At 68.3% G+C, this 25,405-nt stretch carries 24 protein-coding genes and 3 tRNA genes; 20 read left to right on the forward strand and 7 right to left on the reverse strand.

The window, feature by feature from the left end; genetic code table 11:
* Positions 1-71: 71 nt before the first annotated feature.
* Complete coding sequence (locus ACFWBD_RS10625) at positions 72-383, reverse strand: hypothetical protein (protein ID WP_385665562.1); 312 nt, start codon at positions 381-383, stop codon at positions 72-74.
* Positions 384-481: 98 nt separating this feature from the next.
* On the opposite strand from ACFWBD_RS10625, the gene ACFWBD_RS10630 reads away from it, so the two are divergent.
* Positions 482-703: a hypothetical protein gene (locus ACFWBD_RS10630; RefSeq protein ID WP_385665565.1), complete on the forward strand. Its 222-nt coding sequence runs from the start codon at positions 482-484 to the stop codon at positions 701-703.
* 13 nt (positions 704-716) lie between these two features.
* On the opposite strand, the gene ACFWBD_RS10635 is transcribed toward ACFWBD_RS10630, so the two are convergent.
* Positions 717-1,373, reverse strand: coding sequence for an SDR family oxidoreductase (locus ACFWBD_RS10635; protein WP_385665567.1), 657 nt, complete (start codon positions 1,371-1,373; stop codon positions 717-719).
* A gap of 96 nt (positions 1,374-1,469) precedes the next feature.
* Positions 1,470-2,738: a hydrolase gene (locus ACFWBD_RS10640; protein WP_385665570.1), complete on the reverse strand. Its 1,269-nt coding sequence runs from the start codon at positions 2,736-2,738 to the stop codon at positions 1,470-1,472.
* Between the two features lie 279 nt (positions 2,739-3,017).
* On the opposite strand from ACFWBD_RS10640, the gene ACFWBD_RS10645 reads away from it, so the two are divergent.
* The 8 genes from ACFWBD_RS10645 to ACFWBD_RS10680 all read left to right on the forward strand — a co-directional run bounded on the left by ACFWBD_RS10645 (position 3,018) and on the right by ACFWBD_RS10680 (position 7,985).
* A tRNA-Thr gene (locus ACFWBD_RS10645) sits at positions 3,018-3,090 on the forward strand.
* Positions 3,091-3,136: 46 nt separating this feature from the next.
* Positions 3,137-3,209: transfer RNA gene (locus ACFWBD_RS10650), tRNA-Met, on the forward strand.
* Positions 3,210-3,298: 89 nt separating this feature from the next.
* Positions 3,299-3,463, forward strand: coding sequence for a 50S ribosomal protein L33 (gene rpmG / locus ACFWBD_RS10655; RefSeq protein ID WP_006347275.1), 165 nt, complete (start codon positions 3,299-3,301; stop codon positions 3,461-3,463).
* A gap of 132 nt (positions 3,464-3,595) precedes the next feature.
* Positions 3,596-4,078 carry a MaoC family dehydratase N-terminal domain-containing protein gene (locus ACFWBD_RS10660; RefSeq protein ID WP_385665573.1) on the forward strand — a complete coding sequence of 161 codons (483 nt, stop codon included), beginning with the start codon at positions 3,596-3,598 and terminating at the stop codon, positions 4,076-4,078.
* Between the two features lie 7 nt (positions 4,079-4,085).
* Complete coding sequence (locus ACFWBD_RS10665) at positions 4,086-4,514, forward strand: MaoC family dehydratase (RefSeq protein WP_385665576.1); 429 nt, start codon at positions 4,086-4,088, stop codon at positions 4,512-4,514.
* Positions 4,515-4,617: 103 nt separating this feature from the next.
* Positions 4,618-5,187, forward strand: a complete 570-nt coding sequence (locus ACFWBD_RS10670; protein WP_385665579.1) for a TetR/AcrR family transcriptional regulator — start codon at positions 4,618-4,620, stop codon at positions 5,185-5,187.
* Between the two features lie 116 nt (positions 5,188-5,303).
* Positions 5,304-6,764, forward strand: a complete 1,461-nt coding sequence (locus ACFWBD_RS10675; RefSeq protein ID WP_385665582.1) for a DHA2 family efflux MFS transporter permease subunit — start codon at positions 5,304-5,306, stop codon at positions 6,762-6,764.
* Positions 6,765-6,929: 165 nt separating this feature from the next.
* A complete protein-coding gene (locus tag ACFWBD_RS10680; protein WP_385665585.1) occupies positions 6,930-7,985 on the forward strand; it encodes a UDP-N-acetylmuramate dehydrogenase in 1,056 nt (351 codons plus the stop codon).
* Between the two features lie 12 nt (positions 7,986-7,997).
* Here ACFWBD_RS10680 and ACFWBD_RS10685 read toward each other — a convergent pair whose 3' ends face one another.
* Together ACFWBD_RS10685 and ACFWBD_RS10690 are read right to left on the reverse strand one after the other, a co-directional pair.
* A complete protein-coding gene (locus ACFWBD_RS10685) occupies positions 7,998-9,035 on the reverse strand; it encodes an adenosine deaminase (RefSeq protein WP_385665587.1) in 1,038 nt (345 codons plus the stop codon).
* Positions 9,036-9,186: 151 nt separating this feature from the next.
* Positions 9,187-10,413: a pyridoxal phosphate-dependent aminotransferase gene (locus tag ACFWBD_RS10690; protein WP_385665590.1), complete on the reverse strand. Its 1,227-nt coding sequence runs from the start codon at positions 10,411-10,413 to the stop codon at positions 9,187-9,189.
* A 216-nt stretch (positions 10,414-10,629) separates the two neighbouring features.
* Between ACFWBD_RS10690 and ACFWBD_RS10695 the strand changes: the two genes are divergently transcribed.
* From ACFWBD_RS10695 to ACFWBD_RS10745, 11 genes are all read left to right on the forward strand, one after another.
* A tRNA-Trp gene (locus tag ACFWBD_RS10695) sits at positions 10,630-10,702 on the forward strand.
* A 113-nt stretch (positions 10,703-10,815) separates the two neighbouring features.
* Positions 10,816-11,103: a preprotein translocase subunit SecE gene (secE, locus tag ACFWBD_RS10700; RefSeq protein WP_385283347.1), complete on the forward strand. Its 288-nt coding sequence runs from the start codon at positions 10,816-10,818 to the stop codon at positions 11,101-11,103.
* 80 nt (positions 11,104-11,183) lie between these two features.
* A complete protein-coding gene (gene nusG, locus ACFWBD_RS10705) occupies positions 11,184-12,059 on the forward strand; it encodes a transcription termination/antitermination protein NusG (RefSeq protein ID WP_385665592.1) in 876 nt (291 codons plus the stop codon).
* Between the two features lie 169 nt (positions 12,060-12,228).
* Positions 12,229-12,663, forward strand: coding sequence for a 50S ribosomal protein L11 (rplK, locus tag ACFWBD_RS10710; RefSeq protein WP_020132675.1), 435 nt, complete (start codon positions 12,229-12,231; stop codon positions 12,661-12,663).
* Positions 12,664-12,749: 86 nt separating this feature from the next.
* A complete protein-coding gene (gene rplA / locus ACFWBD_RS10715) occupies positions 12,750-13,475 on the forward strand; it encodes a 50S ribosomal protein L1 (RefSeq protein ID WP_385665595.1) in 726 nt (241 codons plus the stop codon).
* Positions 13,476-13,621: 146 nt separating this feature from the next.
* The gene (locus tag ACFWBD_RS10720; RefSeq protein WP_385665597.1) at positions 13,622-14,530 is read left to right on the forward strand and encodes a hypothetical protein; all 909 of its coding nucleotides are present in this window, start codon (positions 13,622-13,624) and stop codon (positions 14,528-14,530) included.
* Between the two features lie 93 nt (positions 14,531-14,623).
* Positions 14,624-15,445: an LppX_LprAFG lipoprotein gene (locus ACFWBD_RS10725; RefSeq protein WP_385665599.1), complete on the forward strand. Its 822-nt coding sequence runs from the start codon at positions 14,624-14,626 to the stop codon at positions 15,443-15,445.
* Between the two features lie 294 nt (positions 15,446-15,739).
* The gene (rplJ, locus tag ACFWBD_RS10730) at positions 15,740-16,270 is read left to right on the forward strand and encodes a 50S ribosomal protein L10 (RefSeq protein ID WP_351757641.1); all 531 of its coding nucleotides are present in this window, start codon (positions 15,740-15,742) and stop codon (positions 16,268-16,270) included.
* Positions 16,271-16,381: 111 nt separating this feature from the next.
* On the forward strand, positions 16,382-16,765 hold the full coding sequence (gene rplL, locus ACFWBD_RS10735; RefSeq protein WP_189147766.1) for a 50S ribosomal protein L7/L12: 384 nt from the start codon (positions 16,382-16,384) through the stop codon (positions 16,763-16,765).
* A 558-nt stretch (positions 16,766-17,323) separates the two neighbouring features.
* Positions 17,324-20,809, forward strand: a complete 3,486-nt coding sequence (gene rpoB, locus ACFWBD_RS10740) for a DNA-directed RNA polymerase subunit beta (RefSeq protein WP_385665604.1) — start codon at positions 17,324-17,326, stop codon at positions 20,807-20,809.
* A 97-nt stretch (positions 20,810-20,906) separates the two neighbouring features.
* Positions 20,907-24,806: a DNA-directed RNA polymerase subunit beta' gene (locus tag ACFWBD_RS10745; RefSeq protein ID WP_385665607.1), complete on the forward strand. Its 3,900-nt coding sequence runs from the start codon at positions 20,907-20,909 to the stop codon at positions 24,804-24,806.
* A gap of 80 nt (positions 24,807-24,886) precedes the next feature.
* Here ACFWBD_RS10745 and ACFWBD_RS10750 read toward each other — a convergent pair whose 3' ends face one another.
* Positions 24,887-25,147 carry a hypothetical protein gene (locus ACFWBD_RS10750; RefSeq protein ID WP_054238759.1) on the reverse strand — a complete coding sequence of 87 codons (261 nt, stop codon included), beginning with the start codon at positions 25,145-25,147 and terminating at the stop codon, positions 24,887-24,889.
* Entirely contained in the window at positions 25,144-25,392 is a 249-nt protein-coding gene (locus tag ACFWBD_RS10755; protein WP_385665610.1) for a hypothetical protein, read from the reverse strand. The genes ACFWBD_RS10750 and ACFWBD_RS10755 overlap by 4 nt, the downstream gene beginning before the upstream one ends.
* Positions 25,393-25,405: the final 13 nt, after the last annotated feature.

The following is a 25,405-nucleotide window of genomic DNA, read 5'->3' on the forward strand; positions in this document are numbered from 1 at the left end:
CTCCGAACTGCGGAAACGCAGAGCGGAGGGGTTTTTTCGTATGCGGAGAGAAGCTCGGACGGCGGCGCGTCTCACTTTCCTTCGGCGGAGTCCTCCGGGGGGTCGGAGGCTTCCGGCGAGGGGGTCTTCGCCGCTCTTTTCACCTCTGCCTCGATGTCGTTGCGTGGTCTGTTCTCGTCTTTGGCATGTTCGGTCACCGCGGCCTGTACGTCGCGGGCGAGGTCGCGCCAGGCGCGCCAGGCGGTTTCGTAGGTGTCGGTCTGGATCTCCGGCCAGGGGGTGGCCGTGGGTGCGCCGTACGTGTCCCGCAGCGCTTCGACCCTCGCGTGTGCCTCGTCGGCCGCGCGTTGCTTCTCCACGAGTTCCTCGAAGGTATGTGCCACGTGTACGGATGCTAGGGAGGTCATCGCACTTCCGCGCGGCGAGCGGCGCGCGTCCCGCCGTGGGGTACCCGCGTGGCCCACTGGGGCAGACTGACCACATGTCCAGCGCGTCCAGCCGTCGTAGAACCTGCCCCGTATGCCGTCGCGAGATCGCCGTCGTCGCCGGACGGTTCGCCCGGCACGACCCGCGGGGTGCGCGCGGAACCGGGGAGCTCGTCTCCTGCCCCGGCTCCCGCAGCGCGGCACAACTGGGCTCGGCCCAGCCGTCGTTGGACGGGTATGTGGTTCCTGAGTTTCCGGGGCAGTTGCCCCTCTTCTAGCGGGTGGGCTTCCTCAGTTCCCCGCCACCGCCTTGACCGCCACCGGTACCGGCGCCGGGCCGCCGACGAGCTCCAGGGTGAGGCCGGACGTCGCCGGCGTGTCCAGCAGTTCGGCCAGCACGGCGGCCACGTCGTCGCGCGGGACGGGACCGCGGCCCGTGCGGGCCTCCAGGCGGACCAGACCGGTGCCGGCGTCGTCCGTCAGCGCGCCGGGACGCAGGATCGTCCAGTCGAGGGAGTCCAGGCCCTGCACATGCGCGTCCGCCTCGCCCTTGGCGCGCAGATAGACGTCGAAGACCTCGTCGCCCCGGTGGCCGGGGTCCGCGCCCATGGACGACACGAGCACGAAGCGCCGTACGCCCGCCCGGACCGCCGCGTCCGCGAACAGGACGGCCGCACCCTTGTCCACACTGTCCTTGCGGCCCACCCCGCTGCCCGGGCCGGCACCCGCCGCGAACACCGCCGCGTCCGCGCCCCGCAGCCGCTCCGCGACCTCCTCGACGGACGCCGACTCCAGGTCCAGGACGACCGGTTCGGCGCCGGCCGCCCGCAGGTCGTCGCCCTGTTCCGCCTTGCGGATGATCCCCGCGACCTCGTCCCCGCGCGCGGCGAGCAGACGCTCCAGCCGCAGCGCGATCTGACCATGACCACCAGCGATGACAATGCGCATGCTTCCGACCGTACGCCCGGACAACCGCATCCGCCGCATGACTTCGTCCGGGGCCCGGCCCGGCTCGACCCAACTCCCCGCGCCGTCCCCGCCGTCCTACGACAGTCCCCCTCGTCCCTGCCTCGGCAGGCCCCACTCCGGGGCGGCCGTCGAGCCGCGGTACTCGCGGACCGCGCTCGTGCGGGCCACCACGCGGCCCTGGTGGATCACGATCCTGCTGTACGCCAGGGACAGGGCGCCCGCCAGCCGGTCGCCGCGGACGGCCAGGAGGTCGGCGGGGAAGCCCGCCTCCACACGGACCTCGGGGAGCCCCAGCGCGGCCCGCGCGGACGTGCTCACGGCGTCGTAGGCGTCCTCGGCGCGCAGACCGTGGCGGGAGGCGAGCAGGTAGGCCGCCTCCAGGGGGTCGCCGCGGCCGACCGGGTTGGAGACGTCCCGCAACGCCCCGCTGCCCGCCGCGACCCGCACGCCGGCGGCGCGCAACAGCCGTACCGGCGGCGCGTCCCGGTGTTCGACGGTGCCGCAGCCGCCCTGGGGGAGGCAGACCACCGTCACGCCGGCGGCGGCGAGTTGGTCGGCGGTTCGGGTGGCCGCTTCGGCGGGGAGGCCGTCGAGGGCGCCGCAGGGACTCAGGGTGACGCCGGGGCGCAGGCCGCCGGCCATCGCGGCGAGGCGGGCGAGACGGGCCGGATCGGCGGCGTCCGTGTGCAGGTCGACGGGGCAGCCGTGCTCGGAGGCGACCTCCAGGACGGCCTCCACGTAGCCCGTCGGGTCGGGGTCCAGGTCCGGGCAGCCGCCCACCACCGAAGCGCCCATCTTCACCGCGTCCCGCAGCATCGCGAGCCCGTCCGCCCCGGCCGCCCCGGTCAGTACCCGGGGCATCGCCACCGTCGTCAGTTCGGCCAGCCCGCGCAGCGAACGCCGGGCCTGCAGTACGGCGGCCAGCGCGCCGAGGCCCTGGACGTCGCCCACGTGCACATGTGCGCGCAGTGCCGTCGCGCCGTGGCCCAGTTGCAGCAGCGCGGCCTCCGTGGCACGGCGTTGGACGTCCTCGGGGGCGTACGAGACCGGGCCGTCGACGTCGGCCGTGAGCGCGGTGTCGGCGTGCGCGTGCGGCTCGGCGGGGGCGGGGAGCAGGAGGTAGCCGCCGAGGTCCACGCGCGTGCCGCCGCGGGCGGGGCCGGTCGTCAGGCTGCCCGCCGTGCCGACCGCCTCGATGCGCCCGCGGCCCAGCCGTACGTCCACGGTCCGGCCGTCCGTCAGGCGCGCCCCGCACAGCAGGAGGGCGGCCGGGTCCGGCGAACCTCCCGAAGCGCCGGACGAGGACGACGGCCAAGGAGGCGGCTGCGGCTGGCTGTCGGGCATCGCGCTCCAGGGGCTCGGCTCGGGACTGCGCGGGGACACGGATGACGCGGGTGACACGCGGTCACGGGGAAGCAAGATCACGCAGAGTGCTTCGAGCCTAGGACGGCGTTTCGGCGCGAGCGGGGAGGAGCGCAATAGTCGTACCGGTGTGGTCCGGCGTGCGGGAGGGGCTCGGGAGACCGCTGGGACCTTGGGGAATCGGGGTTCAGGCGGCCCCGGAAGGCCTCAGGAAACGGATTTGGGTGAACGGCTGCGGACCGTGTAATGTCTTCATCGCTCGCCCCAATAGCTCAGTCGGTAGAGCGTCTCCATGGTAAGGAGAAGGTCTACGGTTCGATTCCGTATTGGGGCTCTGGTGGGTGAGGTTCCCGTCGCAAGGCGGGACCTGATCCCATCAAAGCGGTGTAGCTCAGTCGGTAGAGCAAGCGGCTCATAATCGCTGTGTCACCGGTTCAAGTCCGGTCACCGCTACTGACAGTAGCCGATTGTGGGGTCGGTCCTTCGATCGGCTACTCTTCTATGCGTAATATTGTCCCATCCGTTCGTCAAGGAGCACTCCTGTGGCTGCCACCGACGTCCGCCCGAAGATCACGCTGGCCTGCGTGGAGTGCAAGGAGCGGAACTACATCACCAAGAAGAACCGGCGTAACAACCCGGACCGACTGGAGATGAAGAAGCACTGCCCGCGTTGCAAGGCGCACACCGCGCACCGCGAAACGCGATAAATCAGGCTCGTATGCGAGGCCGTCCCCGAGTGATCGGGGGCGGCCTCGTGTCGTTGAACGCCCCGTACCGGTCAGTAGAGCAACGCTGAGCAGTAGAGCCAAGCAGCAGAGCAACCAGGAGGTGCCGAGGCCATGGCGCTCGACCAGTCCTTCGTCGGGCGGACCTACCCGCCCACCGATCCCTATGAGGTCGGTCGGGAGAAGATCCGCGAGTTCGCCGAGGCCGTGGGCGACGCCAACCCGGCGTACACCGACCCGGACGCCGCCAAGGCGCTCGGGTACGCCGATGTGATCGCGCCGCCGACCTTCGTGTTCTCGATCACCTTCAAGGCGGCGGGACAGGTCGTCCAGGACCCTCAGCTGGGCCTCGACTACAGCCGAGTGGTGCACGGCGACCAGAAGTTCGCCTACCGGCGCCCGGTGACCGCCGGTGACCGGCTCACGGTCATCTCGACCATCGAGGCGGTCAAGTCCATGGCCGGCAACGACATCCTGGACATCCGTGGCGAGGTCCACGACGAGAGCGGCGAGCACGTCGTGACCGCCTGGACCAAGCTCGTCGCCCGCGCGGCGGAGCCGGCGGAATCCGTGGACGCCACGGACGGGAAGGCGTGAGGAACCGATGACGGCGAAGATCGCTTACGACGATGTCGAGGTCGGCACCGAACTGCCGGCCCGGTCCTTTCCCGTGAGCCGCGCCACGCTGGTGCAGTACGCGGGTGCCTCCGGGGACTTCAACCCCATCCACTGGAACGAGAAGTTCGCCAAGGAGGTGGGCCTGCCGGACGTCATCGCGCACGGCATGTTCACCATGGCCGAGGCGATCCGGGTCGTCACCGACTGGATCGGCGACCCGGGCGCGGTCGTCGACTACGGCGTCCGCTTCACCAAGCCCGTCGTCGTCCCGAACGACGACCAGGGTGCCGTGATCGAGGTCACCGGCAAGGTGGGTGCCAAGCTCGACGACAACACCGTGCGGGTCGACCTGACCGTGACCAGCGGCGGGCTGAAGGTCCTCGGGATGTCCCGGGCGGTCGTACGGCTGGCCTGAGCGCGAAGCGGCAGATGACGTAAGGGGCGCCCTCCATGAGGAGGCGCCCCTTACGCGTTGGCGCCCCTTGACGTAGTTAGTGATTGAGTACTAACTTAGCCGCATGGTCAGGATGAGCGCAGACGAGAGGCGCGAGAGCGTCATCCACGCGGCGACGACCGAATTCGCGCGGGGCGGCTATCACGGCACGTCCACCGAGTCGATCGCCAAGCGGGTGGGTGTCTCGCAGCCGTATCTCTTCCGGCTCTTCCCGGGCAAGAAGGCGATCTTCCTCGCGGCGGCAGAGCGTTGCATGGAGGACACCATCCATACGTTCGCGGAGGCCGCCAAGGGGTTGGAGGGCGAAGAGGCCCTGCACGCCATGGCGAACGCGTACACCAAGCTCATCGCGGAGCGGCCCGAGCGGCTGATGATGCAGATGCAGATGTACGTCGCGGTGTCCGCCGCCGAGGCGGAGGGTGACCGCGGGTTCGGCGAGGCCGTGCGCGCCGGATGGATGCGGCTCTGGGACACCGTCCATCTGCCCCTCGGCGCCGACGTGAACGAGACGACGACCTTCATGGCGTACGGCATGCTCGTCAACTGCCTGGTGGCCATGGGGTTCTCACCCGAACACCGGGTCTGGGAAGGGCTGTATCCGTCGGCTCGGCTCAAGGGCCGGCTGGAGAAGTAGTGCGACGAGGCGGTTCGGCGTCGTCTCCGCAGGATGCCTTTGGCGGGCGCCTTCTCATGGGCGCAAAAGTTAGTCATCGATAACTAATCGAAGTTGGACCACCCGCTGGGGGAGCGATGTCACAGCAGACAGCACGTCGCGGGGGAGCCGTCTGGGCCCTCGTCATCACCAGCGTCGCCGGATTCATGGCGGCACTCGACAACCTCGTCGTCACCACCGCCCTGCCGTCCATCCGTGAGGATCTCGGCGGCGGGCTGGGCGACCTCGAATGGACCGTGAGCGCCTACACGCTCACCTTCGCCGTGCTGCTCATGTTCGGTGCGGCGCTCGGCGACCGGTTCGGCCGTCGGCGGATGTTCATCGCCGGGCTCACCGTCTTCACCGCCGCCTCCGCCGCCGCGGCCATGGCGCCCGGCATCGGCTCCCTCATCGCCGCCCGCGCGGTCCAGGGCGTCGGCGCCGCCGTCATGATGCCGCTGACGCTCACCCTGCTCACGGCCGCCGTGCCCGCGGCGAAGCGTGGGATGGCCTACGGCATCTGGGGCGCCGTCAACGGACTCGCGGTCGCCTCCGGGCCGCTCATCGGCGGCAGCCTCACCGAACACGTGTCCTGGCACTGGATCTTCTGGCTGAACGTTCCGCTGGGTCTCGCCCTGCTGCCGCTCGCCCGGCTGCGCCTCGCCGAGTCCTACGGCACCGGTGCCCCGCTCGACTTCCCCGGCACCCTGCTCGCCAGCGGCGGCCTCTTCGGGCTCGTCTACGGCCTGGTGCGCGGGCCGGCCGACGGCTGGACCAGCCCGCTCGTGCTGACCGGTCTGTCCGCTGGCGCCGTCCTGCTCGTCGGATTCGTCCTGCACGGGCTGCGGGCCAAGAACCCCATGCTGCCGATGCGTCTCTTCCGGTCCCGTGCCTTCGCGGGGATCAACGCCGCGAGCCTGCTGATGTTCCTCGGGATGTTCGGCTCGATCTTCCTGCTCAGCCAGTACATGCAGGGCGTCCTCGGCTACTCGCCCACCGAGGCGGGCCTCAGGATGCTGCCCTGGACCGGTATGCCGATGCTCGTCGCGCCGATCGCCGGCATCCTCTCCGACCGTGTCGGAGGCCGGCCGGTCGTCGCCACCGGGCTCTTCCTCCAGGCCGCCGGTCTCGGCTGGATGGCCGCCGTGGCGACCGTCGACGCCTCCTACGCCGTCCAGCTGCCCGGCCTGATCATCAGCGGCATCGGCATGGCGCTGTTCTTCGCCCCGGCCTCCAACCTGGTGATGTCCAGCGTCCGACCGCAGGAACAGGGGATCGCCTCCGGCGCCAACAACGCGCTGCGGGAGGTCGGCGGGGCCCTCGGTATCGCCATCATGGCGTCGATCTTCTCGGCGCAGGGCGGCTACGAGTCCGGCCCAGCCTTCGTCGACGGACTGCGGCCCGCGCTGGTCACGGGCTCGGCCGTGGTGGCCCTCGCCGGGATCGCCGCCCTGCTGATACCGGCCCGGCGGGAAGCGGCCCTCGCCACGACGGACTCCCCGGCGACGTCTGAGGCGGACTCCGCGGCGGCACCGGTGCTGGAGCCCGCCGCCCGTTGAGACACACGGCACAGGAAGTGCCCGGACACACCCGGCACGCGCGCGTACGGTCCCGTCCACCTCGGCGGGACCGTACGCGCGCGTGCCGTGACGGCGGGTGGGGGAGCGGGCTGTCGGAGCCGGGGGAGGGCGGGGCTGTCGGTGGTGTCTCGTAGGCTTGGGCGCGTGCAGGAACTCCACGATGCCCCGCTCGCCCCGCTGACCACCTTCCGGCTGGGCGGTCCCGCCACCAGGCTGGTGACCGCGACGACCGACGCCGAGGTGATCGCCGCCGTGCGCGAGGCCGACGCCGACGGCACGCCGCTGCTGATCGTCGGCGGTGGCTCGAACCTCGTCATCGGCGACAAGGGCTTCGAGGGCACCGCCCTGCGGATCGCCACGCGCGGCTGTGAACTCGTCGGGACAGGACTGGAGCTGGCCGCCGGCGAGATCTGGACCGACGCCGTCGCCCGCACAGTGGAGGCCGGGCTGGCCGGCGTCGAGTGCCTGGCCGGCATCCCCGGCTCGGCGGGCGCGACCCCGATCCAGAACGTCGGGGCGTACGGCCAGGAGGTCTCCACGACGATCACCGAGGTGATCGCCTACGACCGACGGGCGGGTGAGACGGTCACGCTCACCAACGAGGAGTGCGCCTTCTCCTACCGGCACAGCCGCTTCAAGGCCGACCCCGAGCGGTATGTCGTTCTGCGCGTCCGCTTCGAACTCGAGGACGCGGACGGGCTGTCGGCGCCCCTGAAGTACGCCGAGACGGCACGCGCGCTGGGCGTCGGGCCCGGAGACCGGGTGCCGCTCGCCGAGGCCCGCGAGACCGTGCTGAAGCTGCGCGCCGGGAAGGGCATGGTCCTCGACCCCGAGGACCACGACACCTGGTCGGCCGGCTCCTTCTTCACCAACCCGATCCTCACCGACGCCGACTTCGCCGTGTTCCACGCGCGCGTGCGGGAGCGCCTGGGCGACGGCGCGGAGCCGCCCGCCTACCCCGCGGGGGAGGGGCACACCAAGACCTCCGCGGCCTGGCTGATCGACAAGGCGGGCTTCACCAAGGGGTACGGCAGCGGGCCCGCCCGTATCTCCACCAAGCACACCCTCGCCCTCACCAACCGCGGCGCGGCCACCACGGAGGACCTGCTGGCGCTGGCCCGCGAGGTCGTGGCCGGGGTCCGCGAGGCCTTCGGGGTCACGCTGGTTAACGAGCCGGTGATGGTGGGCGCCGGGCTGTAGGGCCTGGTCGGCCTACGGCTCGTACGCCAGCCAGTCGTCCACACCCGCCAGCAGCTTCGCCCTGACGTCCTCCGGGGCCGCGGACCCCCGTACAGACTGCCGGGCCAGTTCCGCCAACTCCTCGTCCGTGAAGGCGTGGTGGCGGCGGGCGATGTCGTACTGGGCCGCCAGGCGTGAGCCGAACAGCAGCGGGTCGTCGGCACCCAGGGCCATCGGCACCCCGGCCTCGAAGAGCGTCCGCAGCGGCACGTCCTCCGGCTTCTCGTACACCCCCAGCGCCACGTTCGACGCCGGGCACACCTCGCAGGTCACCCCCCGGTCGGCGAGCCTCTTCAGCAGCCGTGGATCCTCGGCCGCCCGCACCCCGTGCCCCAGCCGGTTCGCGGCCAGGTCGTCCAGGCAGTCGCGGACGGACGAGGGGCCGGTCAACTCGCCGCCGTGCGGGGCGGACAGCAGGCCGCCCTCCCGCGCGATCGCGAAGGCCCGGTCGAAGTCCCTCGCCATGCCACGGCGTTCGTCGTTCGACAGCCCGAAACCGACCACCCCCCGGTCCGCGTACCGCACGGCCAGCCGGGCCAGTGTGCGGGCGTCCAGCGGGTGCTTCATCCGGTTCGCCGCGACCAGTACCCGTATGCCGAGCCCGGTGTCGCGCGAGGCCGTCTCCACCGCGTCCAGGATGACCTCCAGAGCCGGGATCAGCCCGCCCAGCCGGGGCGCGTACGACGTCGGGTCCACCTGGATCTCCAGCCAGCCCGAGCCGTCCTTCACATCCTCCTCGGCGGCCTCCCGCACCAGCCGCTGGATGTCCTCCGGCTCCCGTAGGCACGACCGCGCCGCGTCGTACAGGCGCTGGAAGCGGAACCAGCCCCGTTCGTCCGTGGCCCGCAGCTTCGGCGGCTCCCCGCTGGTCAGCGCCTCGGTCAGCGCCTCCGGCAGGCGCACGCCGTACTTGTCGGCCAGTTCCAGCACGGTGGTGGCCCGCATCGACCCGGTGAAGTGCAGGTGCAGATGGGCTTTCGGCAGCTCAGAGACATCACGTACACGCTCCATTCCAGGATCCTGCCGTACCTTCCGGTCGTCCCGGTAGCGCTTTCCCCGATAGTGGTCTTGCTCGCACTCAGACACGAAGAAAGCGCGGACACGAAAAAGCGGGCCGCCTCCTCTGGGGGAGACGGCCCGCGCGCGCGTGAGGACGAGGACGTCAGTCCCTGGCCTCCGCCAGCAGCTTCTGGATGCGGCTCACGCCCTCGACGAGGTCCTCGTCGCCCAGCGCGTACGACAGCCGCAGGTAGCCCGGGGTGCCGAAGGCCTCACCCGGAACCACCGCGACCTCCGCCTCCTCCAGGATGAGCGCGGCCAGCTCGACCGAGTCCTGCGGACGCTTGCCGCGGATCTCCTTGCCGAGCAGCGCCTTCACGGACGGGTACGCGTAGAACGCGCCCTCGGGCTCCGGGCAGAGGACGCCGTCGATCTCGTTCAGCATCCGCACGATCGTCTTGCGACGGCGGTCGAAGGCCTCGCGCATCGTCTCGACGGCCGACAGGTCACCGGAGACGGCGGCCAGCGCGGCGATCTGCGCCACGTTGGAGACGTTCGAGGTGGCGTGCGACTGGAGGTTCGTGGCGGCCTTGACGACGTCCTTCGGGCCGATGATCCAGCCCACCCGCCAGCCGGTCATCGCGTACGTCTTCGCGACGCCGTTGACCACGATGCACTTGTCGCGCAGCTCGGGGAGGATCCCCGGCAGCGAGGTGAACTTCGCGTCGCCGTAGACGAGGTGCTCGTAGATCTCGTCCGTCATCACCCACAGGCCGTGCTCGACGGCCCAGCGGCCGATCGCCTCGGCGTCCTCGGCGTTGTAGACCGCGCCGGTCGGGTTGGACGGGGAGACGAAGAGCACGACCTTCGTGTTCTCCGTGCGGGCCGCCTCCAGCTGCTCGACCGAGACCCGGTAACCGGTCGTCTCGTCGGCCACGACCTCCACCGGGACACCGCCGGCCAGCCGGATGGACTCCGGGTACGTCGTCCAGTACGGCGCCGGGACGATGACCTCGTCGCCCGGGTCGAGGATCGCGGCGAAGGCGTTGTAGATCGCCTGCTTGCCGCCGTTGGTGATCAGGATCTGCGAGGCGTCCACCTCGTAGCCCGAGTCACGCAGCGTCTTCGCGGCGACCGCGGCCTTCAGCTCAGGGAGACCACCGGCCGGTGTATAGCGGTGGTACTTCGGGTTCTTGCAGGCCTCGACGGCCGCCTCGACGACATAGTCCGGGGTCGGGAAGTCGGGTTCACCCGCGCCGAAGCCGATCACCGGACGTCCGGCGGCCTTCAGGGCCTTGGCCTTGGCGTCCACGGCAAGGGTGGCGGACTCGGAGATCGCGCCGACGCGGGCGGAGACCCGGCGCTCGGTGGGAGAGGTTGCAGCGCTCATGGCACCTATGGTTTCAGACCGGAAACGGGCCCGGCACACGGGTTTCACGGACTGGTCAGCCGATTGAACATCAGAGTGATTCCGATCAAGGCCGCTTTCCGTTCGACGAGGCGCTCAAGACCACGTACACTCACACGTCGTTGGCCTTCAACAGCCGCGCCCCAGCAGGTGCACACCGAGCACTCGGTCGGATGCGGTACGTTGGGGAACACACAAAGGGTCGTAGCTCAATTGGTAGAGCACTGGTCTCCAAAACCAGCGGTTGGGGGTTCAAGTCCCTCCGGCCCTGCTACACACTCCTTCACCAGGATGTGTGCGCAGCGCATGTACGTACAGCAATGCATCGCCGTGCGGCTCAGACCGGGCGCGGCACGGCCACGACCCGGGAACAGGTGAGGACGAATGGCGGATGCCGTGGGCTCCATCGACACGCCTGATGCCCAGGACGAGTTGCCTGAGGCGCAGAAGAAGACCCGCAAGGGCGGCAAGCGCGCCAAGAAGGGCCCGCTGAAGCGTCTCGCGCTCTTCTATCGCCAGATCGTCGCCGAACTCCGCAAGGTCGTATGGCCCACGCGGAATCAGCTGACGACGTACACGACCGTGGTGATCGTCTTCGTCGTCATCGTGATCGGCCTGGTGACCGTGATTGACTATGGACTCAGCCACGCCGCCAAGTACGTTTTTGGCTGAGCCTAGAGCGAAGGGCGCCGAGGTATCCGGCGCCCCTTTCGCATGTTCCACCCCTATGTATCCAGGAAGAAGCAGCCACCGTGTCTGACCAGAACCTGAACGACGCCATCGAGCCGGACGAGTCCGTGGACGACGAGCTCGAAATCGTCGAGGGCGCGGACGAGGTGGACGAGTTCGAGGCTGCCGAGGCCGAAGCGGGCGAACCCGCGGAGGAAGCCGCACTCCACGTCGAGGACGAGGAAGCCGACGCGGACGTCGAGGCCGCGGACGTCGAGGCCGAGGACATCGAGGCCGAGGACGTCGTCGACGAGGCCGAGGAAGAAGCGCCGGCCGAGCCCGTCGACCCCGTTGTCGCCCTGCGCGAGGAGCTGCGCACCCTCCCCGGCGAGTGGTACGTCATCCACACGTACGCCGGCTACGAGAACCGCGTGAAGACCAACCTGGAGCAGCGCGCCGTTTCGCTGAACGTCGAGGACTACATCTTCGCGGCCGAGGTGCCGCAGGAAGAGGTCGTCCAGATCAAGAACGGCGATCGCAAGACCATCCGTCAGAACAAGCTCCCCGGCTACGTGCTGGTGCGCATGGACCTGACGAACGAGTCCTGGGGCGTCGTCCGCAACACTCCCGGCGTCACCGGCTTCGTGGGCAACGCGTACGACCCGTACCCGCTGACCCTGGACGAGATCGTCAAGATGCTCGCTCCGGAGGCCGAGGAGAAGGCCGCGCGTGAGGCCGCCGAGGCCGAGGGCAAGCCGGCTCCGGCCCGCAAGGTCGAGGTCCAGGTGCTGGACTTCGAGGTGGGCGACTCGGTCACCGTCACCGACGGCCCGTTCGCCACGCTCCAGGCCACGATCAACGAGATCAACGCCGACTCGAAGAAGGTCAAGGGCCTTGTCGAGATCTTCGGTCGCGAGACCCCGGTCGAGCTGAGCTTCGACCAGATCCAGAAGAACTAGCCTCCTCTGGAGCACAAGCCTCCGATCAGGTCAGACGGGCTCTCGCAGCCCGTCTGACCTGCTCGGTTTTTGGCCGCGCATGGATACCCGTTATCGTTGTGCGGTATGCCTCCATCCGGATCATCCGGACCGGACGGCTGAAAACTCTCACTAGGACCCGGAGAGAGCAATGCCTCCCAAGAAGAAGAAGGTCACGGGGCTCATCAAGCTCCAGATCAACGCTGGTGCGGCCAACCCGGCCCCGCCGGTCGGCCCCGCGCTCGGCCAGCACGGCGTCAACATCATGGAGTTCTGCAAGGCCTACAACGCCGCGACCGAGTCGCAGCGTGGCTGGGTGATCCCGGTGGAGATCACGGTCTACGAGGACCGCTCCTTCACCTTCATCACCAAGACGCCGCCGGCCGCGAAGATGATCCTCAAGGCCGCTGGTGTCGAGAAGGGCTCGGGCGAGCCGCACAAGACCAAGGTCGCCAAGATCACCGAGGCGCAGGTCCGCGAGATCGCCACGACCAAGCTTCCCGACCTGAACGCCAACGATCTGGACGCCGCGTCGAAGATCATCGCCGGCACCGCCCGCTCCATGGGCATCACGGTCGAGGGCTGATCACCAGCCCCGTAGCACTTTCGTAGCACCGTGGCAGGGCCTGCTCGGCCCGTACCACGACTCCTCAGAACACATCAGGAGCAGTAGTGAGCAAGCGCAGCAAGTCCCTCCGCGCTGCGGACGCCAAGGTCGACCGGGAGAAGCTCTACGCCCCGCTCGAGGCCGTCCGTCTCGCCAAGGAGACCTCCACGAGCAAGTACGACGGCACCGTCGAGGTCGCCTTCCGCCTGGGTGTCGACCCGCGCAAGGCCGACCAGATGGTCCGTGGCACCGTGAACCTGCCGCACGGCACCGGCAAGACCGCCCGGGTCCTGGTCTTCGCGACCGGTGACCGTGCTGCGGCCGCGGAGGCCGCGGGCGCCGACATCGTCGGCTCCGACGAACTGATCGACGAGGTCGCGAAGGGCCGTCTGGACTTCGACGCCGTCGTCGCCACCCCGGACCTCATGGGCAAGGTCGGCCGCCTCGGCCGCGTGCTCGGTCCGCGTGGTCTGATGCCGAACCCGAAGACCGGCACGGTCACCCCCGACGTGGCCAAGGCCGTCACGGAGATCAAGGGCGGCAAGATCGAGTTCCGCGTCGACAAGCACTCGAACCTGCACTTCATCATCGGCAAGGTGTCCTTCGAAGACACCAAGCTGGTGGAGAACTACGGCGCGGCCCTGGAGGAGATCCTCCGTCTGAAGCCGTCCGCCGCCAAGGGTCGTTACATCAAGAAGGCCGCGATCAGCTCCACGATCGGCCCCGGCATCCTGGTGGACCCGAACCGCACCCGCAACCTTCTCGTCGAGGAGGACCCGGCCGCGGTCTGAGCCCCACAGCTCACCCTCAGTCGGTGACGAGCCCCGCAACCTTTCGAGGTGCGGGGCTCGTCCCTTTTGCCGTACGTCTCTTTTTCGTACGACTGTCAGTGCTGTGCGTTAGCGTTCAGTGACAGGAATCCATGGGGGTGGGACGAATGAAGTGCACGACCCTGCGCCGTGCGGGCCTCTCGGTCGCCGTGGCGGCCCTGCTGACGGGCGTGACGGCCTGCGGCGGTGGCTCCGGCGGTTCCGACGGTTCCGGCGGCTCCGAGAAGAGCGGGGACGACAGTCCCCGGCTCAGCCCCGTCGCGGCCCTGCGCACCGCCGAGAAGTCCACCGACGGCGCCGACTCCGCGAAGGTGGAGTCGACCACGAGCATGGGCTCGGTGATGTCGATGACCGCCGACGGCGCCCTCGGCTGGGGGGACGGCCTCACCGGCACGCTCACCATCACGTACACCGGCGGCACCATGGCCGACACCATGCGCCAGATGGGCACCACGTCGATGGAGGCCCGTTATCTGCCCGACGCCTACTACGCCAGGATGGGCGACACCTTCGCGGAGCAGGCCGGCGGCAAGCACTGGATCAGATACGCGTACGACGACCTGGAGAGCCTCGGCGGCAGCTCCGGCGCGTATCTGAAGGACCAGATGCAGAACACCACCCCGAACCAGTCGGTGAAGCTGCTGCTGGCCTCCGGGGACGTGCGGGAGGTCGGCGAGGAGAAGGTGCGGGGGCAGCGGACCACGCACTACTCGGGGTCGGTCGAGGTGGCGGACCTCGCCGAGAAGAACTCCAACCTCAGCCAGAGCCAGCTCGACGGCCTGAAGAAGACGCTGGAGCAGGCCGGCGTCACCACCGAGACGGTCGACATCTGGGTCGACGACCGGGATCTGCTGGTCAAGAAGGTCGAGAAGGGCGAGACCACGGCGGGCGCCTACACCCAGACCGCGTACTACACCGACTACGGCACCGTGGTCTCCGCCGAGGTGCCTCCGGCGAGCGACACCGCGGACTTCTCGGAGCTGGTGAAGCAGCAGGGGGCGGGTACCGGCTCGTAAATCACGGGACCTCTCCCGCTCCTCTGGGATACGTTCACGGTCTTGCTGTGAATCGGCCGTGTGTTCGCTGTATCGGGTTCTGGGGGAAGTTGGATGAGGTCTTCCGTGGGTGTCCTCGGGCTGTCCGCGCTGCTCGTCGCCGGGTGTGGGGCGGCGGGCGGCACGGAGGACGGGGGTGGTTCGGCCGCCGAGGCCGCCGTCACCCGGGCCGCGGAGAAGGCGGAGCAGGCCGTGTCCCTGCGCTACCGCATGACCGGCCGGACTCCCGAGGAGGGCCGTATCAAGGCCGAGGCCGCGATCGGCACCGAGCCGCCGGTCATGAGCCTGAAGTCCACCGTGCTCAGTGGACCCGATCAGGGCACGGGAGAGTTCCGGCTGGTCGGCGGGGTGCTGTACGTGGGTTCCGACGAGGCCGGCGAGGACGGCAAGCACTGGGTCAAGTTCGGGGCGCCGGGCAGCTCCGACACCCCCAGCGGAATCAAGGTCGACACCGGCACGATGGTGGACCGGGTCCGGGACAACCCCTCCCACGAGGGCGGCTTCCTCGCCGCGGCCGACGACCTGAAGAAGGCCGGCTCCGAGACCGTCGACGGCGTCGGCACCACCCACTACACGGGCACGGCCACCGTCGACGACATCCGCGCCTCCTACAAGGACGAGGACAAGAGCGTCCGGCAGCGGACCGAGAAGAGCCTCGCCCAGTACGAGAAGCAGGGTGTGGACGAACTCACCATGGACCTGTGGGTCGACGCCGAGGACCGTACGCGGCAGCTGCGGGTGCAGGGCTTCGGACGGCACGGCGAGCTCGACCTCACCATCACGTTCCTCGACTTCGGCAAGCCCGTGACCGTGAAGGTGCCGCCCGCCTCGGACACGCTGGACATGGCCGAGGAGCTGAAGAAGGCCCGGGACTGAGGTCCGTACAGCCCCCGTACGGGCGGATTTGCTTGACGGCGCCCCGTTCACGTACTCTCCTCGAGAAGCCAAAGACCGCTGGTCGTTGCCGTGCTCTCGCAAGAGGGGGCGGTGGCCGAAGGATCCGCTGCAATGCGGACGACCCGCGCAGGTGTCAGTGGATACGCTCCCGGACGGAAATCCTTCCACGGAATTCAGTCGGTCGAGCTACGCCCCGTGCGCCTGCGCCGGGGCGTTTCGTTGTCCCAGCCCCTTCTGAGCGGTCCTCATCACCCGGAAGGAGGCCGACGCTCTATGGCAAGGCCCGACAAGGCTGCCGCGGTAGCCGAGCTGACGGACGCGTTCCGCAGCTCGAACGCCGCCGTGCTGACCGAGTACCGGGGTCTCACCGTGGCGCAGCTCAAGACGCTGCGTCGTTCGCTCGGTGAGAACGCCCAGTACGCCGTGGTGAAGAACACGCTGACCAAGATTGCGGCCAATGAGGCCGGGATCACGACGCTCGACGACCTGTTCAATGGTCCGACGGCAGTCGCCTTCATCACCGGTGACCCGGTGGAGTCGGCGAAGGGTCTTCGTGACTTCGCCAAGGACAACCCGAACCTCGTCATCAAGGGCGGTGTCCTTGACGGCAAGGCGCTGTCCGCCGACGAGATCAAGAAGCTTGCGGACCTCGAGTCCCGCGAGGTTCTGCTCAGCAAGCTGGCGGGTGCCTTCAAGGGTAAGCAGACTCAGGCTGCTCAGCTCTTCCAGGCGCTTCCCTCGAAGCTCGTCCGCACCGTGGACGCTCTTCGTGCCAAGCAGGCCGAGCAGGGCGGTGCCGAGTAACTCGGCTCGCACTTTGACCGCCGCCTGACGTGGCGGTCGACGCGGGCCGAACGTACGCCCGCCGACATGTACATCCGGCACCTGCCGAATTGAATGGAAGGATCGCCCACCATGGCGACGAAGCTGTCCCAGGAAGAGCTGCTCGCGCAGTTCGAGACCCTCACCCTCATCGAGCTCTCCGAGTTCGTGAAGGCGTTCGAGGAGAAGTTCGACGTCACCGCCGCCGCCGCGGTCGCCGCTGCCCCGGCCGGCCCGGCCGCCGCCGCTGAGGTTGCCGAGGAGCAGGACGAGTTCGACGTCGTCCTCACCGGCGCCGGCGAGAAGAAGATCCAGGTCATCAAGGTCGTGCGTGAGCTGACCTCCCTGGGTCTGAAGGAGGCCAAGGACCTCGTCGACGGCGCTCCGAAGCCCGTCCTCGAGAAGGTCGCCAAGGAGGCCGCCGAGAAGGCTGCCGAGTCCCTCAAGGCCGCCGGCGCCTCCGTCGAGGTCAAGTAACACCTCCCGGTCGGCGACGACCGGACGCGAAGGCTGAATCAGTCCCTCCGGGGCTGTAACGCTCACGCACCGAAGAGCGATCATCCATCTGGGTGGTCGCTCTTCGGCGTTCCTGGGAGCGCGGCCACGGTTGCCTAACACCTGCTTGACCGGGGGGTATGGTGATCTTCATCGTGTCTCCGAGCGCCCGAGTTCGCGCAGGGGGGCCTTGACGAACCGCACGCAGCGCGCAATTCTCAGGACGCGTCGTCACAAGGATCCGAATCCGAGGCATGGATCGACGGCAAAGAGGGCAGTATCACCGTGCGTTGAGGACTAGCAGACCGAGGGCGTTGAGAGCTACGAGGGTCTCGAAAAACCCGCACTGGACATCAGTGTGCCAAGTGGCTACACTGACCCTTTGCGCTGCCTGTTAGCTGTTCCCTGCCCGTCACCAGGGGCATGCCCTCACTTGAGCCCGGACGATCAGACAATCCCTCACCTGGGATTTCTGTCTCTGTGCGCAGGAGGGGAGCCGGTACGCGCGTAGTGAGTCCGAGCCCTCGGAAGGACCCCCTCTTGGCCGCCTCGCGCAACGCCTCGATCGCGAATACGAACAACGCCGCCAGCACCGCCCCGCTGCGCATCTCCTTTGCAAAGATCAGGGAGCCCCTCGAGGTTCCGAACCTTCTCGCGCTGCAGACCGAGAGCTTTGACTGGCTTCTCGGCAACGACGCCTGGAAGGGTCGCGTCGAGGCCGCTCTGGAGTCCGGTCAGGACGTCCCCACCAAGTCCGGTCTGGAAGAGATCTTCGAGGAGATCTCCCCGATCGAGGACTTCTCCGGGTCGATGTCGCTGACCTTCCGCGACCACCGTTTCGAGCCTCCGAAGAACAGCATCGACGAGTGCAAGGACCGCGACTTCACGTACGCGGCCCCGCTCTTCGTGACGGCCGAGTTCACCAACAACGAGACCGGCGAGATCAAGTCCCAGACGGTCTTCATGGGCGACTTCCCGCTCATGACCAACAAGGGCACCTTCGTCATCAACGGCACCGAGCGTGTCGTGGTGTCGCAGCTGGTCCGTTCGCCGGGCGTCTACTTCGACTCCTCGATCGACAAGACGTCCGACAAGGACATCTTCTCCTCCAAGGTCATCCCGTCCCGGGGTGCCTGGCTGGAACTGGAGATCGACAAGCGCGACATGGTCGGTGTCCGTATCGACCGCAAGCGCAAGCAGTCCGTCACCGTTCTTCTGAAGGCTCTCGGCTGGACCACCGAGCAGATCCTCGAGCAGTTCGGCGAGTACGAGTCCATGCGCGCCACCCTGGAGAAGGACCACACCCAGGGCCAGGACGACGCGCTGCTCGACATCTACCGCAAGCTGCGTCCGGGCGAGCCGCCGACCCGTGAGGCCGCGCAGACGCTGCTCGAGAACCTCTACTTCAACCCCAAGCGCTACGACCTGGCCAAGGTCGGCCGCTACAAGGTCAACAAGAAGCTCGGCGGCGAGGCCCCGCTCAACGCGGGTGTCCTGACCGTCGAGGACGTCATCGCGACCATCAAGTACCTGGTCAAGCTGCACGCCGGGGAGACCGAGACGGTCGGCGAGTCCGGTCGCTCGATCATGGTCGAGACCGACGACATCGACCACTTCGGCAACCGTCGTATCCGCAGCGTCGGCGAGCTCATCCAGAACCAGGTCCGCACGGGTCTGGCTCGTATGGAGCGCGTCGTGCGTGAGCGCATGACGACCCAGGACGTCGAGGCGATCACGCCGCAGACCCTGATCAACATCCGGCCGGTCGTCGCCTCCATCAAGGAGTTCTTCGGCACCAGCCAGCTGTCCCAGTTCATGGACCAGAACAACCCGCTGTCGGGTCTGACGCACAAGCGTCGTCTCAACGCCCTCGGCCCGGGTGGTCTCTCCCGTGAGCGGGCCGGCTTCGAGGTCCGTGACGTGCACCCGTCCCACTACGGACGCATGTGCCCGATCGAGACTCCCGAAGGCCCGAACATCGGTCTGATCGGTTCGCTCGCCTCCTACGGCCGCGTCAACGCGTTCGGTTTCGTGGAGACGCCGTACCGCCGGGTCACCGAGGGTGTCGTCACCGACGAGGTCGACTACCTGACGGCCGACGAAGAGGACCGGTTCGTCATCGCGCAGGCCAACGCCACGCTCGACGACGACCTGCGCTTCACCGAGAACCGCGTCCTGGTCCGCCGCCGTGGCGGCGAGGTCGACTACGTCCCCGGTGACGACGTGGACTACATGGACGTCTCGCCGCGCCAGATGGTGTCGGTCGCGACCGCCATGATCCCGTTCCTCGAGCACGACGACGCCAACCGTGCCCTCATGGGCGCGAACATGATGCGTCAGGCCGTGCCGCTGATCAAGAGCGAGGCCCCGCTCGTCGGCACCGGCATGGAGTACCGCTCCGCCGTCGACGCCGGCGACGTGGTCAGGGCCGAGAAGGACGGTGTGGTCCAGGAGGTCTCCGCGGACTACATCACCACGACCAACGACGACGGCACGTACATCACGTACCGCCTGGCCAAGTTCTCCCGCTCCAACCAGGGCACCTCGGTCAACCAGAAGGTCATCGTCAACGAGGGCGACCGGATCATCACCGGTCAGGTCCTCGCCGACGGCCCGGCCACCGAGAACGGCGAGATGGCCCTGGGCAAGAACCTGCTCGTGGCGTTCATGCCGTGGGAGGGTCACAACTACGAGGACGCGATCATCCTGTCGCAGCGCCTCGTGCAGGACGACGTCCTCTCCTCGATCCACATCGAGGAGCACGAGGTCGACGCCCGTGACACCAAGCTCGGCCCGGAGGAGATCACCCGGGACATCCCGAACGTCTCCGAGGAGGTCCTCGCCGACCTCGACGAGCGCGGCATCATCCGTATCGGTGCCGAGGTCGTCGCCGGTGACATCCTCGTCGGCAAGGTCACGCCCAAGGGTGAGACCGAGCTGACGCCGGAGGAGCGCCTGCTGCGCGCGATCTTCGGTGAGAAGGCCCGTGAGGTCCGTGACACCTCGCTGAAGGTGCCGCACGGCGAGATCGGCAAGGTCATCGGCGTCCGCGTCTTCGACCGTGAGGAAGGCGACGAGCTGCCGCCGGGCGTGAACCAGCTGGTTCGGGTCTACGTGGCGCAGAAGCGCAAGATCACGGACGGTGACAAGCTCGCCGGCCGCCACGGCAACAAGGGTGTCATCTCCAAGATCCTGCCCATCGAGGACATGCCGTTCCTCGAGGACGGGACCCCGGTCGACATCATCCTCAACCCGCTGGGTGTGCCCTCCCGAATGAACCCGGGACAGGTGCTGGAGATCCACCTCGGCTGGCTCGCCAGCCGCGGCTGGGACGTCTCCGGTCTCGGCGAGGACTGGGCGAAGCGCCTCCAGAGCATCGGCGCCGACCAGGTCGCCCCGGGTACCAACGTGGCCACCCCGGTCTTCGACGGTGCGCGTGAGGACGAGCTCGCGGGTCTGCTGAACCACACCATCCCGAACCGCGACGGCGACCGCATGGTGCTCCCGACCGGTAAGGCCCGGATGTTCGACGGCCGCTCCGGCGAGCCGTTCCCGGAGCCGGTTTCGGTCGGCTACATGTACATCCTGAAGCTGCACCACCTGGTCGACGACAAGCTGCACGCCCGTTCGACCGGTCCGTACTCGATGATCACCCAGCAGCCGCTGGGTGGTAAGGCGCAGTTCGGCGGTCAGCGTTTCGGCGAGATGGAGGTGTGGGCGCTGGAGGCTTATGGCGCCGCGTACGCCCTCCAGGAGCTGCTGACGATCAAGTCCGACGACGTCACCGGCCGCGTGAAGGTCTACGAGGCCATCGTCAAGGGCGAGAACATCCCCGAGCCTGGCATCCCCGAGTCCTTCAAGGTGCTCATCAAGGAGATGCAGTCTCTCTGCCTGAACGTGGAGGTGCTGTCCAGTGACGGTATGTCCATCGAGATGCGTGACACCGACGAGGATGTCTTCCGCGCTGCGGAGGAGCTCGGCATCGACCTGTCCCGGCGCGAGCCGAGCAGCGTCGAAGAGGTCTGACGGGAGTTCGGCAGGGCTCACGAAGTTGAGCCCTGCCGGCCCCAGGACCCCCGTATCAGACCCCAAGACTTACAACCCTGAGAGGGATTGACGCATAGTGCTCGACGTCAACTTCTTCGACGAGCTCCGGATCGGTCTGGCTACCGCTGACGACATCCGTCAGTGGAGCCACGGCGAGGTCAAGAAGCCCGAGACGATCAACTACCGCACGCTCAAGCCCGAAAAGGACGGACTCTTCTGCGAGAAGATCTTCGGTCCGACCCGGGACTGGGAGTGCTACTGCGGCAAGTACAAGCGTGTCCGCTTCAAGGGCATCATCTGTGAGCGCTGCGGCGTCGAGGTGACCCGCGCCAAGGTGCGTCGTGAGCGGATGGGCCACATCGAGCTCGCCGCGCCCGTGACGCACATCTGGTACTTCAAGGGTGTCCCGAGCCGTCTGGGCTACCTGCTGGACCTGGCTCCCAAGGACCTCGAGAAGGTCATCTACTTCGCGGCGTACATGATCACGTACGTCGACGACGAGCGCCGTACCCGTGACCTGCCCTCGCTGGAGGCGCACGTCTCCGTCGAGCGTCAGCAGATCGAGAACCGTCGCGACTCCGACCTCGAGGCCCGCGCCAAGAAGCTCGAGACCGACCTGGCCGAGCTCGAGGCCGAGGGCGCCAAGGCCGACGTGCGCCGCAAGGTGCGCGAAGGCGCCGAGCGCGAGATGAAGCAGCTGCGTGACCGCGCCCAGCGCGAGATCGACCGCCTCGACGAGGTGTGGGCCCGCTTCAAGAACCTCAAGGTCCAGGACCTCGAGGGCGACGAGCTGCTCTACCGCGAGCTGCGTGACCGCTTCGGCACGTACTTCGACGGCTCGATGGGTGCCGCGGCGCTGCAGAAGCGCCTGGAGTCCTTCGACCTCGACGAGGAGGCCGAGCGTCTCCGCGAGATCATCCGTACCGGCAAGGGCCAGAAGAAGACCCGTGCGCTCAAGCGCCTCAAGGTCGTCTCCGCGTTCCTGCAGACCAGCAACAGCCCCAAGGGCATGGTGCTGGACTGCGTGCCGGTCATCCCGCCGGACCTTCGCCCGATGGTGCAGCTGGACGGTGGCCGCTTCGCGACCTCCGACCTGAACGACCTGTACCGCCGTGTGATCAACCGCAACAACCGTCTGAAGCGCCTTCTCGACCTCGGTGCGCCCGAGATCATCGTGAACAACGAGAAGCGCATGCTCCAGGAGGCCGTCGACGCGCTGTTCGACAACGGTCGTCGTGGCCGTCCGGTCACCGGTCCCGGTAACCGCCCGCTGAAGTCCCTCAGCGACATGCTGAAGGGCAAGCAGGGTCGATTCCGTCAGAACCTGCTCGGCAAGCGTGTGGACTACTCCGCGCGTTCCGTGATCGTCGTCGGTCCGCAGCTGAAGCTGCACCAGTGCGGTCTGCCGAAGGCGATGGCGCTGGAGCTCTTCAAGCCGTTCGTGATGAAGCGCCTGGTCGACCTGAACCACGCGCAGAACATCAAGAGCGCCAAGCGCATGGTGGAGCGCGGCCGCACGGTCGTGTACGACGTCCTCGAAGAGGTCATCGCCGAGCACCCGGTTCTGCTGAACCGTGCGCCCACCCTGCACCGCCTCGGCATCCAGGCCTTCGAGCCGCAGCTGGTCGAGGGCAAGGCCATCCAGATCCACCCGCTCGTCTGTACCGCGTTCAACGCGGACTTCGACGGTGACCAGATGGCCGTCCACCTGCCGCTCTCCGCGGAGGCGCAGGCCGAGGCCCGCATCCTGATGCTGTCCTCGAACAACATCCTGAAGCCCGCCGACGGCCGTCCGGTGACGATGCCGACCCAGGACATGGTCCTCGGTCTGTTCTTCCTCACCACCGACGGCGAGCTGCGTGACACCAAGGGTGAGGGTCGCGCGTTCGGCTCCTCGGCCGAGGCGGTCATGGCGTTCGACGCCGGCGAGCTCGCGCTCCAGTCGGCGATCGACATCCGCTTCCCGGTGGGCACCATCCCGCCGCGCGGCTGGACCCCGCCGGCCCGCGAAGAGGGCGAGCCGGAATGGCAGCAGGGTGACACCTTCCGGCTGCGGACGACCCTGGGCCGCGCGCTCTTCAACGAGCTGCTGCCCGAGGACTACCCGTTCGTCGACTACTCGGTGGGCAAGAAGCAGCTCGGTGAGATCGTCAACGACCTCGCTGAGCGCTACCCCAAGGTCATCGTGGCGGCGACGCTCGACAACCTGAAGGCGGCCGGCTTCTACTGGGGCACCCGTTCCGGTGTCACCGTGGCCATCTCCGACATCGTCGTTCCCGAGGCGAAGAAGGAGATCGTCAAGGGCTACGAGGCGCAGGACGAGAAGGTCCAGAAGCAGTACGAGCGCGGTCTGATCACCAAGGAAGAGCGCACGCAGGAGCTCATCGCGATCTGGACCAAGGCGACCAACGAGGTCGCCGAGGCGATGAACGCGAACTTCCCCAAGACGAACCCCATCTTCATGATGGTTGACTCGGGTGCCCGAGGAAACATGATGCAGATGCGGCAGATCGCCGGTATGCGTGGTCTGGTGTCGAACGCGAAGAACGAGACCATCCCGCGTCCGATCAAGGCCTCGTTCCGTGAGGGCCTGTCCGTCCTCGAGTACTTCATTTCGACGCACGGTGCCCGTAAGGGTCTGGCCGACACCGCCCTGCGTACCGCCGACTCGGGTTACCTGACCCGTCGTCTGGTGGACGTCTCGCAGGACGTCATCATCCGCGAGGAGGACTGCGGCACCGAGCGCGGTCTGAAGCTGCGGATCGCCTCGCACGACGAGGCCGGCGTGCTGCGCAAGGCCGAGGACGTCGAGACCAGCGTCTACGCCCGCATGCTCGCCGAGGACGTCGTCATCGACGGCAAGGTGATCGCGCCGGCCAACGTGGACCTGGGCGACGTGCTCATCGACCAGCTGGTGCGCCACGGTGTCGAGGAGGTCAAGACCCGTTCGATCCTGACCTGTGAGTCCCAGGTCGGCACCTGCGCCATGTGCTACGGCCGCTCGCTGGCCACCGGCAAGCTGGTCGACATCGGTGAGGCGGTCGGCATCATCGCCGCCCAGTCCATCGGTGAGCCCGGTACCCAGCTGACGATGCGTACCTTCCACACCGGTGGTGTGGCCGGTGACGACATCACGCAGGGTCTGCCGCGTGTCGTCGAGCTCTTCGAGGCCCGTACCCCGAAGGGTGTCGCCCCGATCTCCGAGGCCCAGGGCCGGGTGCGGATCGAGGAGACCGAGAAGACCAAGAAGATCGTCATCACGCCGGACGACGGCAGCGACGAGACGGCGTTCCCGATCTCGAAGCGCGCCCGTCTCCTGGTCAGCGAGGGCGAGCACGTCGAGGTGGGCCAGAAGCTCACCGTGGGTGCCACCAACCCGCACGACGTGCTGCGCATCCTGGGTCAGCGTGCCGTCCAGGTCCACCTGGTCGGCGAGGTCCAGAAGGTCTACAACTCGCAGGGTGTGTCGATCCACGACAAGCACATCGAGATCATCATCCGGCAGATGCTGCGCCGGGTGACGATCATCGAGTCCGGCGACGCCGAGCTGCTGCCCGGTGAGCTCGTCGAGCGCTCGAAGTTCGAGGTCGAGAACCGTCGTGTGGTGCAGGAGGGCGGTCACCCGGCCTCCGGTCGTCCGCAGCTCATGGGTATCACCAAGGCCTCGCTGGCCACGGAGTCCTGGCTGTCGGCGGCGTCCTTCCAGGAGACGACCAGGGTGCTGACGGACGCGGCGATCAACGCCAAGTCCGACTCCCTGATCGGCCTCAAGGAGAACGTCATCATCGGTAAGCTCATCCCGGCCGGTACGGGTCTGTCCCGCTACCGCAACATCCGGGTCGAGCCGACCGAGGAGGCCAAGGCCGCGATGTACTCGGCCGTCGGCTACGACGACATCGACTACTCGCCGTTCGGCACGGGCTCCGGCCAGGCCGTTCCGCTGGAGGACTACGACTACGGTCCGTACAACCAGTAAGGCGTACGTCTGAAGTACTGAAGGGCGGTCACCCCGTTGCGTACGGGGTGGCCGCCCTTCGGCATGACCGGGGACAGGACCTAGCGGCCGGTCAGCTCCCAGGCGGTGACGGCGACCGTCGCCAGGGCGGCCAGGGCGCCGATGCTGGCGAGCGGCCAGCGGGAGCGTTCCAGGGCGTCGAGGCGCTGTTCGTGGTCGGCGATCTGTTTGTCGGTCTGGTCGCTGCGCTGGACCAGCAGGGCGAGCGAGCCGTCGACGCGGGCGAAGCCGGCCTCGACGGTGCCGCGCAGCCGCTCCAGTTCCAGGGCCACGGCGGCCGGGTCGGAGAAGGGTTCGTTCACGCGTCGCTCGTTTCGCTGGGGTTTCCGCCGGCCGGGATGTCCGTGCGTAGCCACGCGGGCAGCAGGGTCTGCACGGCGGGCAGGGCCATGACCCTGGTCACGCCGGCGGCGGCGGTGAGCGCCGCGGCGACCCAGGGCAGGGTGCCCGGTATGCCGGCGGTGCCGACGGCCGTCGGCAGCAGGACGCACAGGCCGACAGCGGTCTGGAGAACGGTACGGAGGGTGCGCTTGGCGGCCTCTGACATCGGGAACCTCGAT

This window comes from Streptomyces sp. NPDC060002, from assembly GCF_042737245.1.
Lineage (GTDB): Bacteria > Actinomycetota > Actinomycetes > Streptomycetales > Streptomycetaceae > Streptomyces.

Bases quoted from the DNA above. Each gene is read 5' to 3' on its own strand.
- ACFWBD_RS10630 (WP_385665565.1), top strand. From the start codon at position 482: ATGTCCAGCGCGTCCAGCCGTCGTAGAACCTGCCCCGTATGCCGTCGC.
- ACFWBD_RS10635 (WP_385665567.1), bottom strand. From the start codon at position 1,373: ATGCGCATTGTCATCGCTGGTGGTCATGGTCAGATCGCGCTGCGGCTG.
- ACFWBD_RS10640 (WP_385665570.1), bottom strand. From the start codon at position 2,738: ATGCCCGACAGCCAGCCGCAGCCGCCTCCTTGGCCGTCGTCCTCGTCC.
- ACFWBD_RS10660 (WP_385665573.1), top strand. From the start codon at position 3,596: ATGGCGCTCGACCAGTCCTTCGTCGGGCGGACCTACCCGCCCACCGAT.
- ACFWBD_RS10665 (WP_385665576.1), top strand. From the start codon at position 4,086: ATGACGGCGAAGATCGCTTACGACGATGTCGAGGTCGGCACCGAACTG.
- ACFWBD_RS10670 (WP_385665579.1), top strand. From the start codon at position 4,618: ATGGTCAGGATGAGCGCAGACGAGAGGCGCGAGAGCGTCATCCACGCG.
- ACFWBD_RS10675 (WP_385665582.1), top strand. From the start codon at position 5,304: ATGTCACAGCAGACAGCACGTCGCGGGGGAGCCGTCTGGGCCCTCGTC.
- ACFWBD_RS10685 (WP_385665587.1), bottom strand. From the start codon at position 9,035: ATGGAGCGTGTACGTGATGTCTCTGAGCTGCCGAAAGCCCATCTGCAC.
- ACFWBD_RS10690 (WP_385665590.1), bottom strand. From the start codon at position 10,413: ATGAGCGCTGCAACCTCTCCCACCGAGCGCCGGGTCTCCGCCCGCGTC.
- secE (WP_385283347.1), top strand. From the start codon at position 10,816: ATGGCGGATGCCGTGGGCTCCATCGACACGCCTGATGCCCAGGACGAG.
- rplK (WP_020132675.1), top strand. From the start codon at position 12,229: ATGCCTCCCAAGAAGAAGAAGGTCACGGGGCTCATCAAGCTCCAGATC.
- ACFWBD_RS10720 (WP_385665597.1), top strand. From the start codon at position 13,622: ATGAAGTGCACGACCCTGCGCCGTGCGGGCCTCTCGGTCGCCGTGGCG.
- ACFWBD_RS10725 (WP_385665599.1), top strand. From the start codon at position 14,624: ATGAGGTCTTCCGTGGGTGTCCTCGGGCTGTCCGCGCTGCTCGTCGCC.
- rplJ (WP_351757641.1), top strand. From the start codon at position 15,740: ATGGCAAGGCCCGACAAGGCTGCCGCGGTAGCCGAGCTGACGGACGCG.
- rplL (WP_189147766.1), top strand. From the start codon at position 16,382: ATGGCGACGAAGCTGTCCCAGGAAGAGCTGCTCGCGCAGTTCGAGACC.
- ACFWBD_RS10755 (WP_385665610.1), bottom strand. From the start codon at position 25,392: ATGTCAGAGGCCGCCAAGCGCACCCTCCGTACCGTTCTCCAGACCGCT.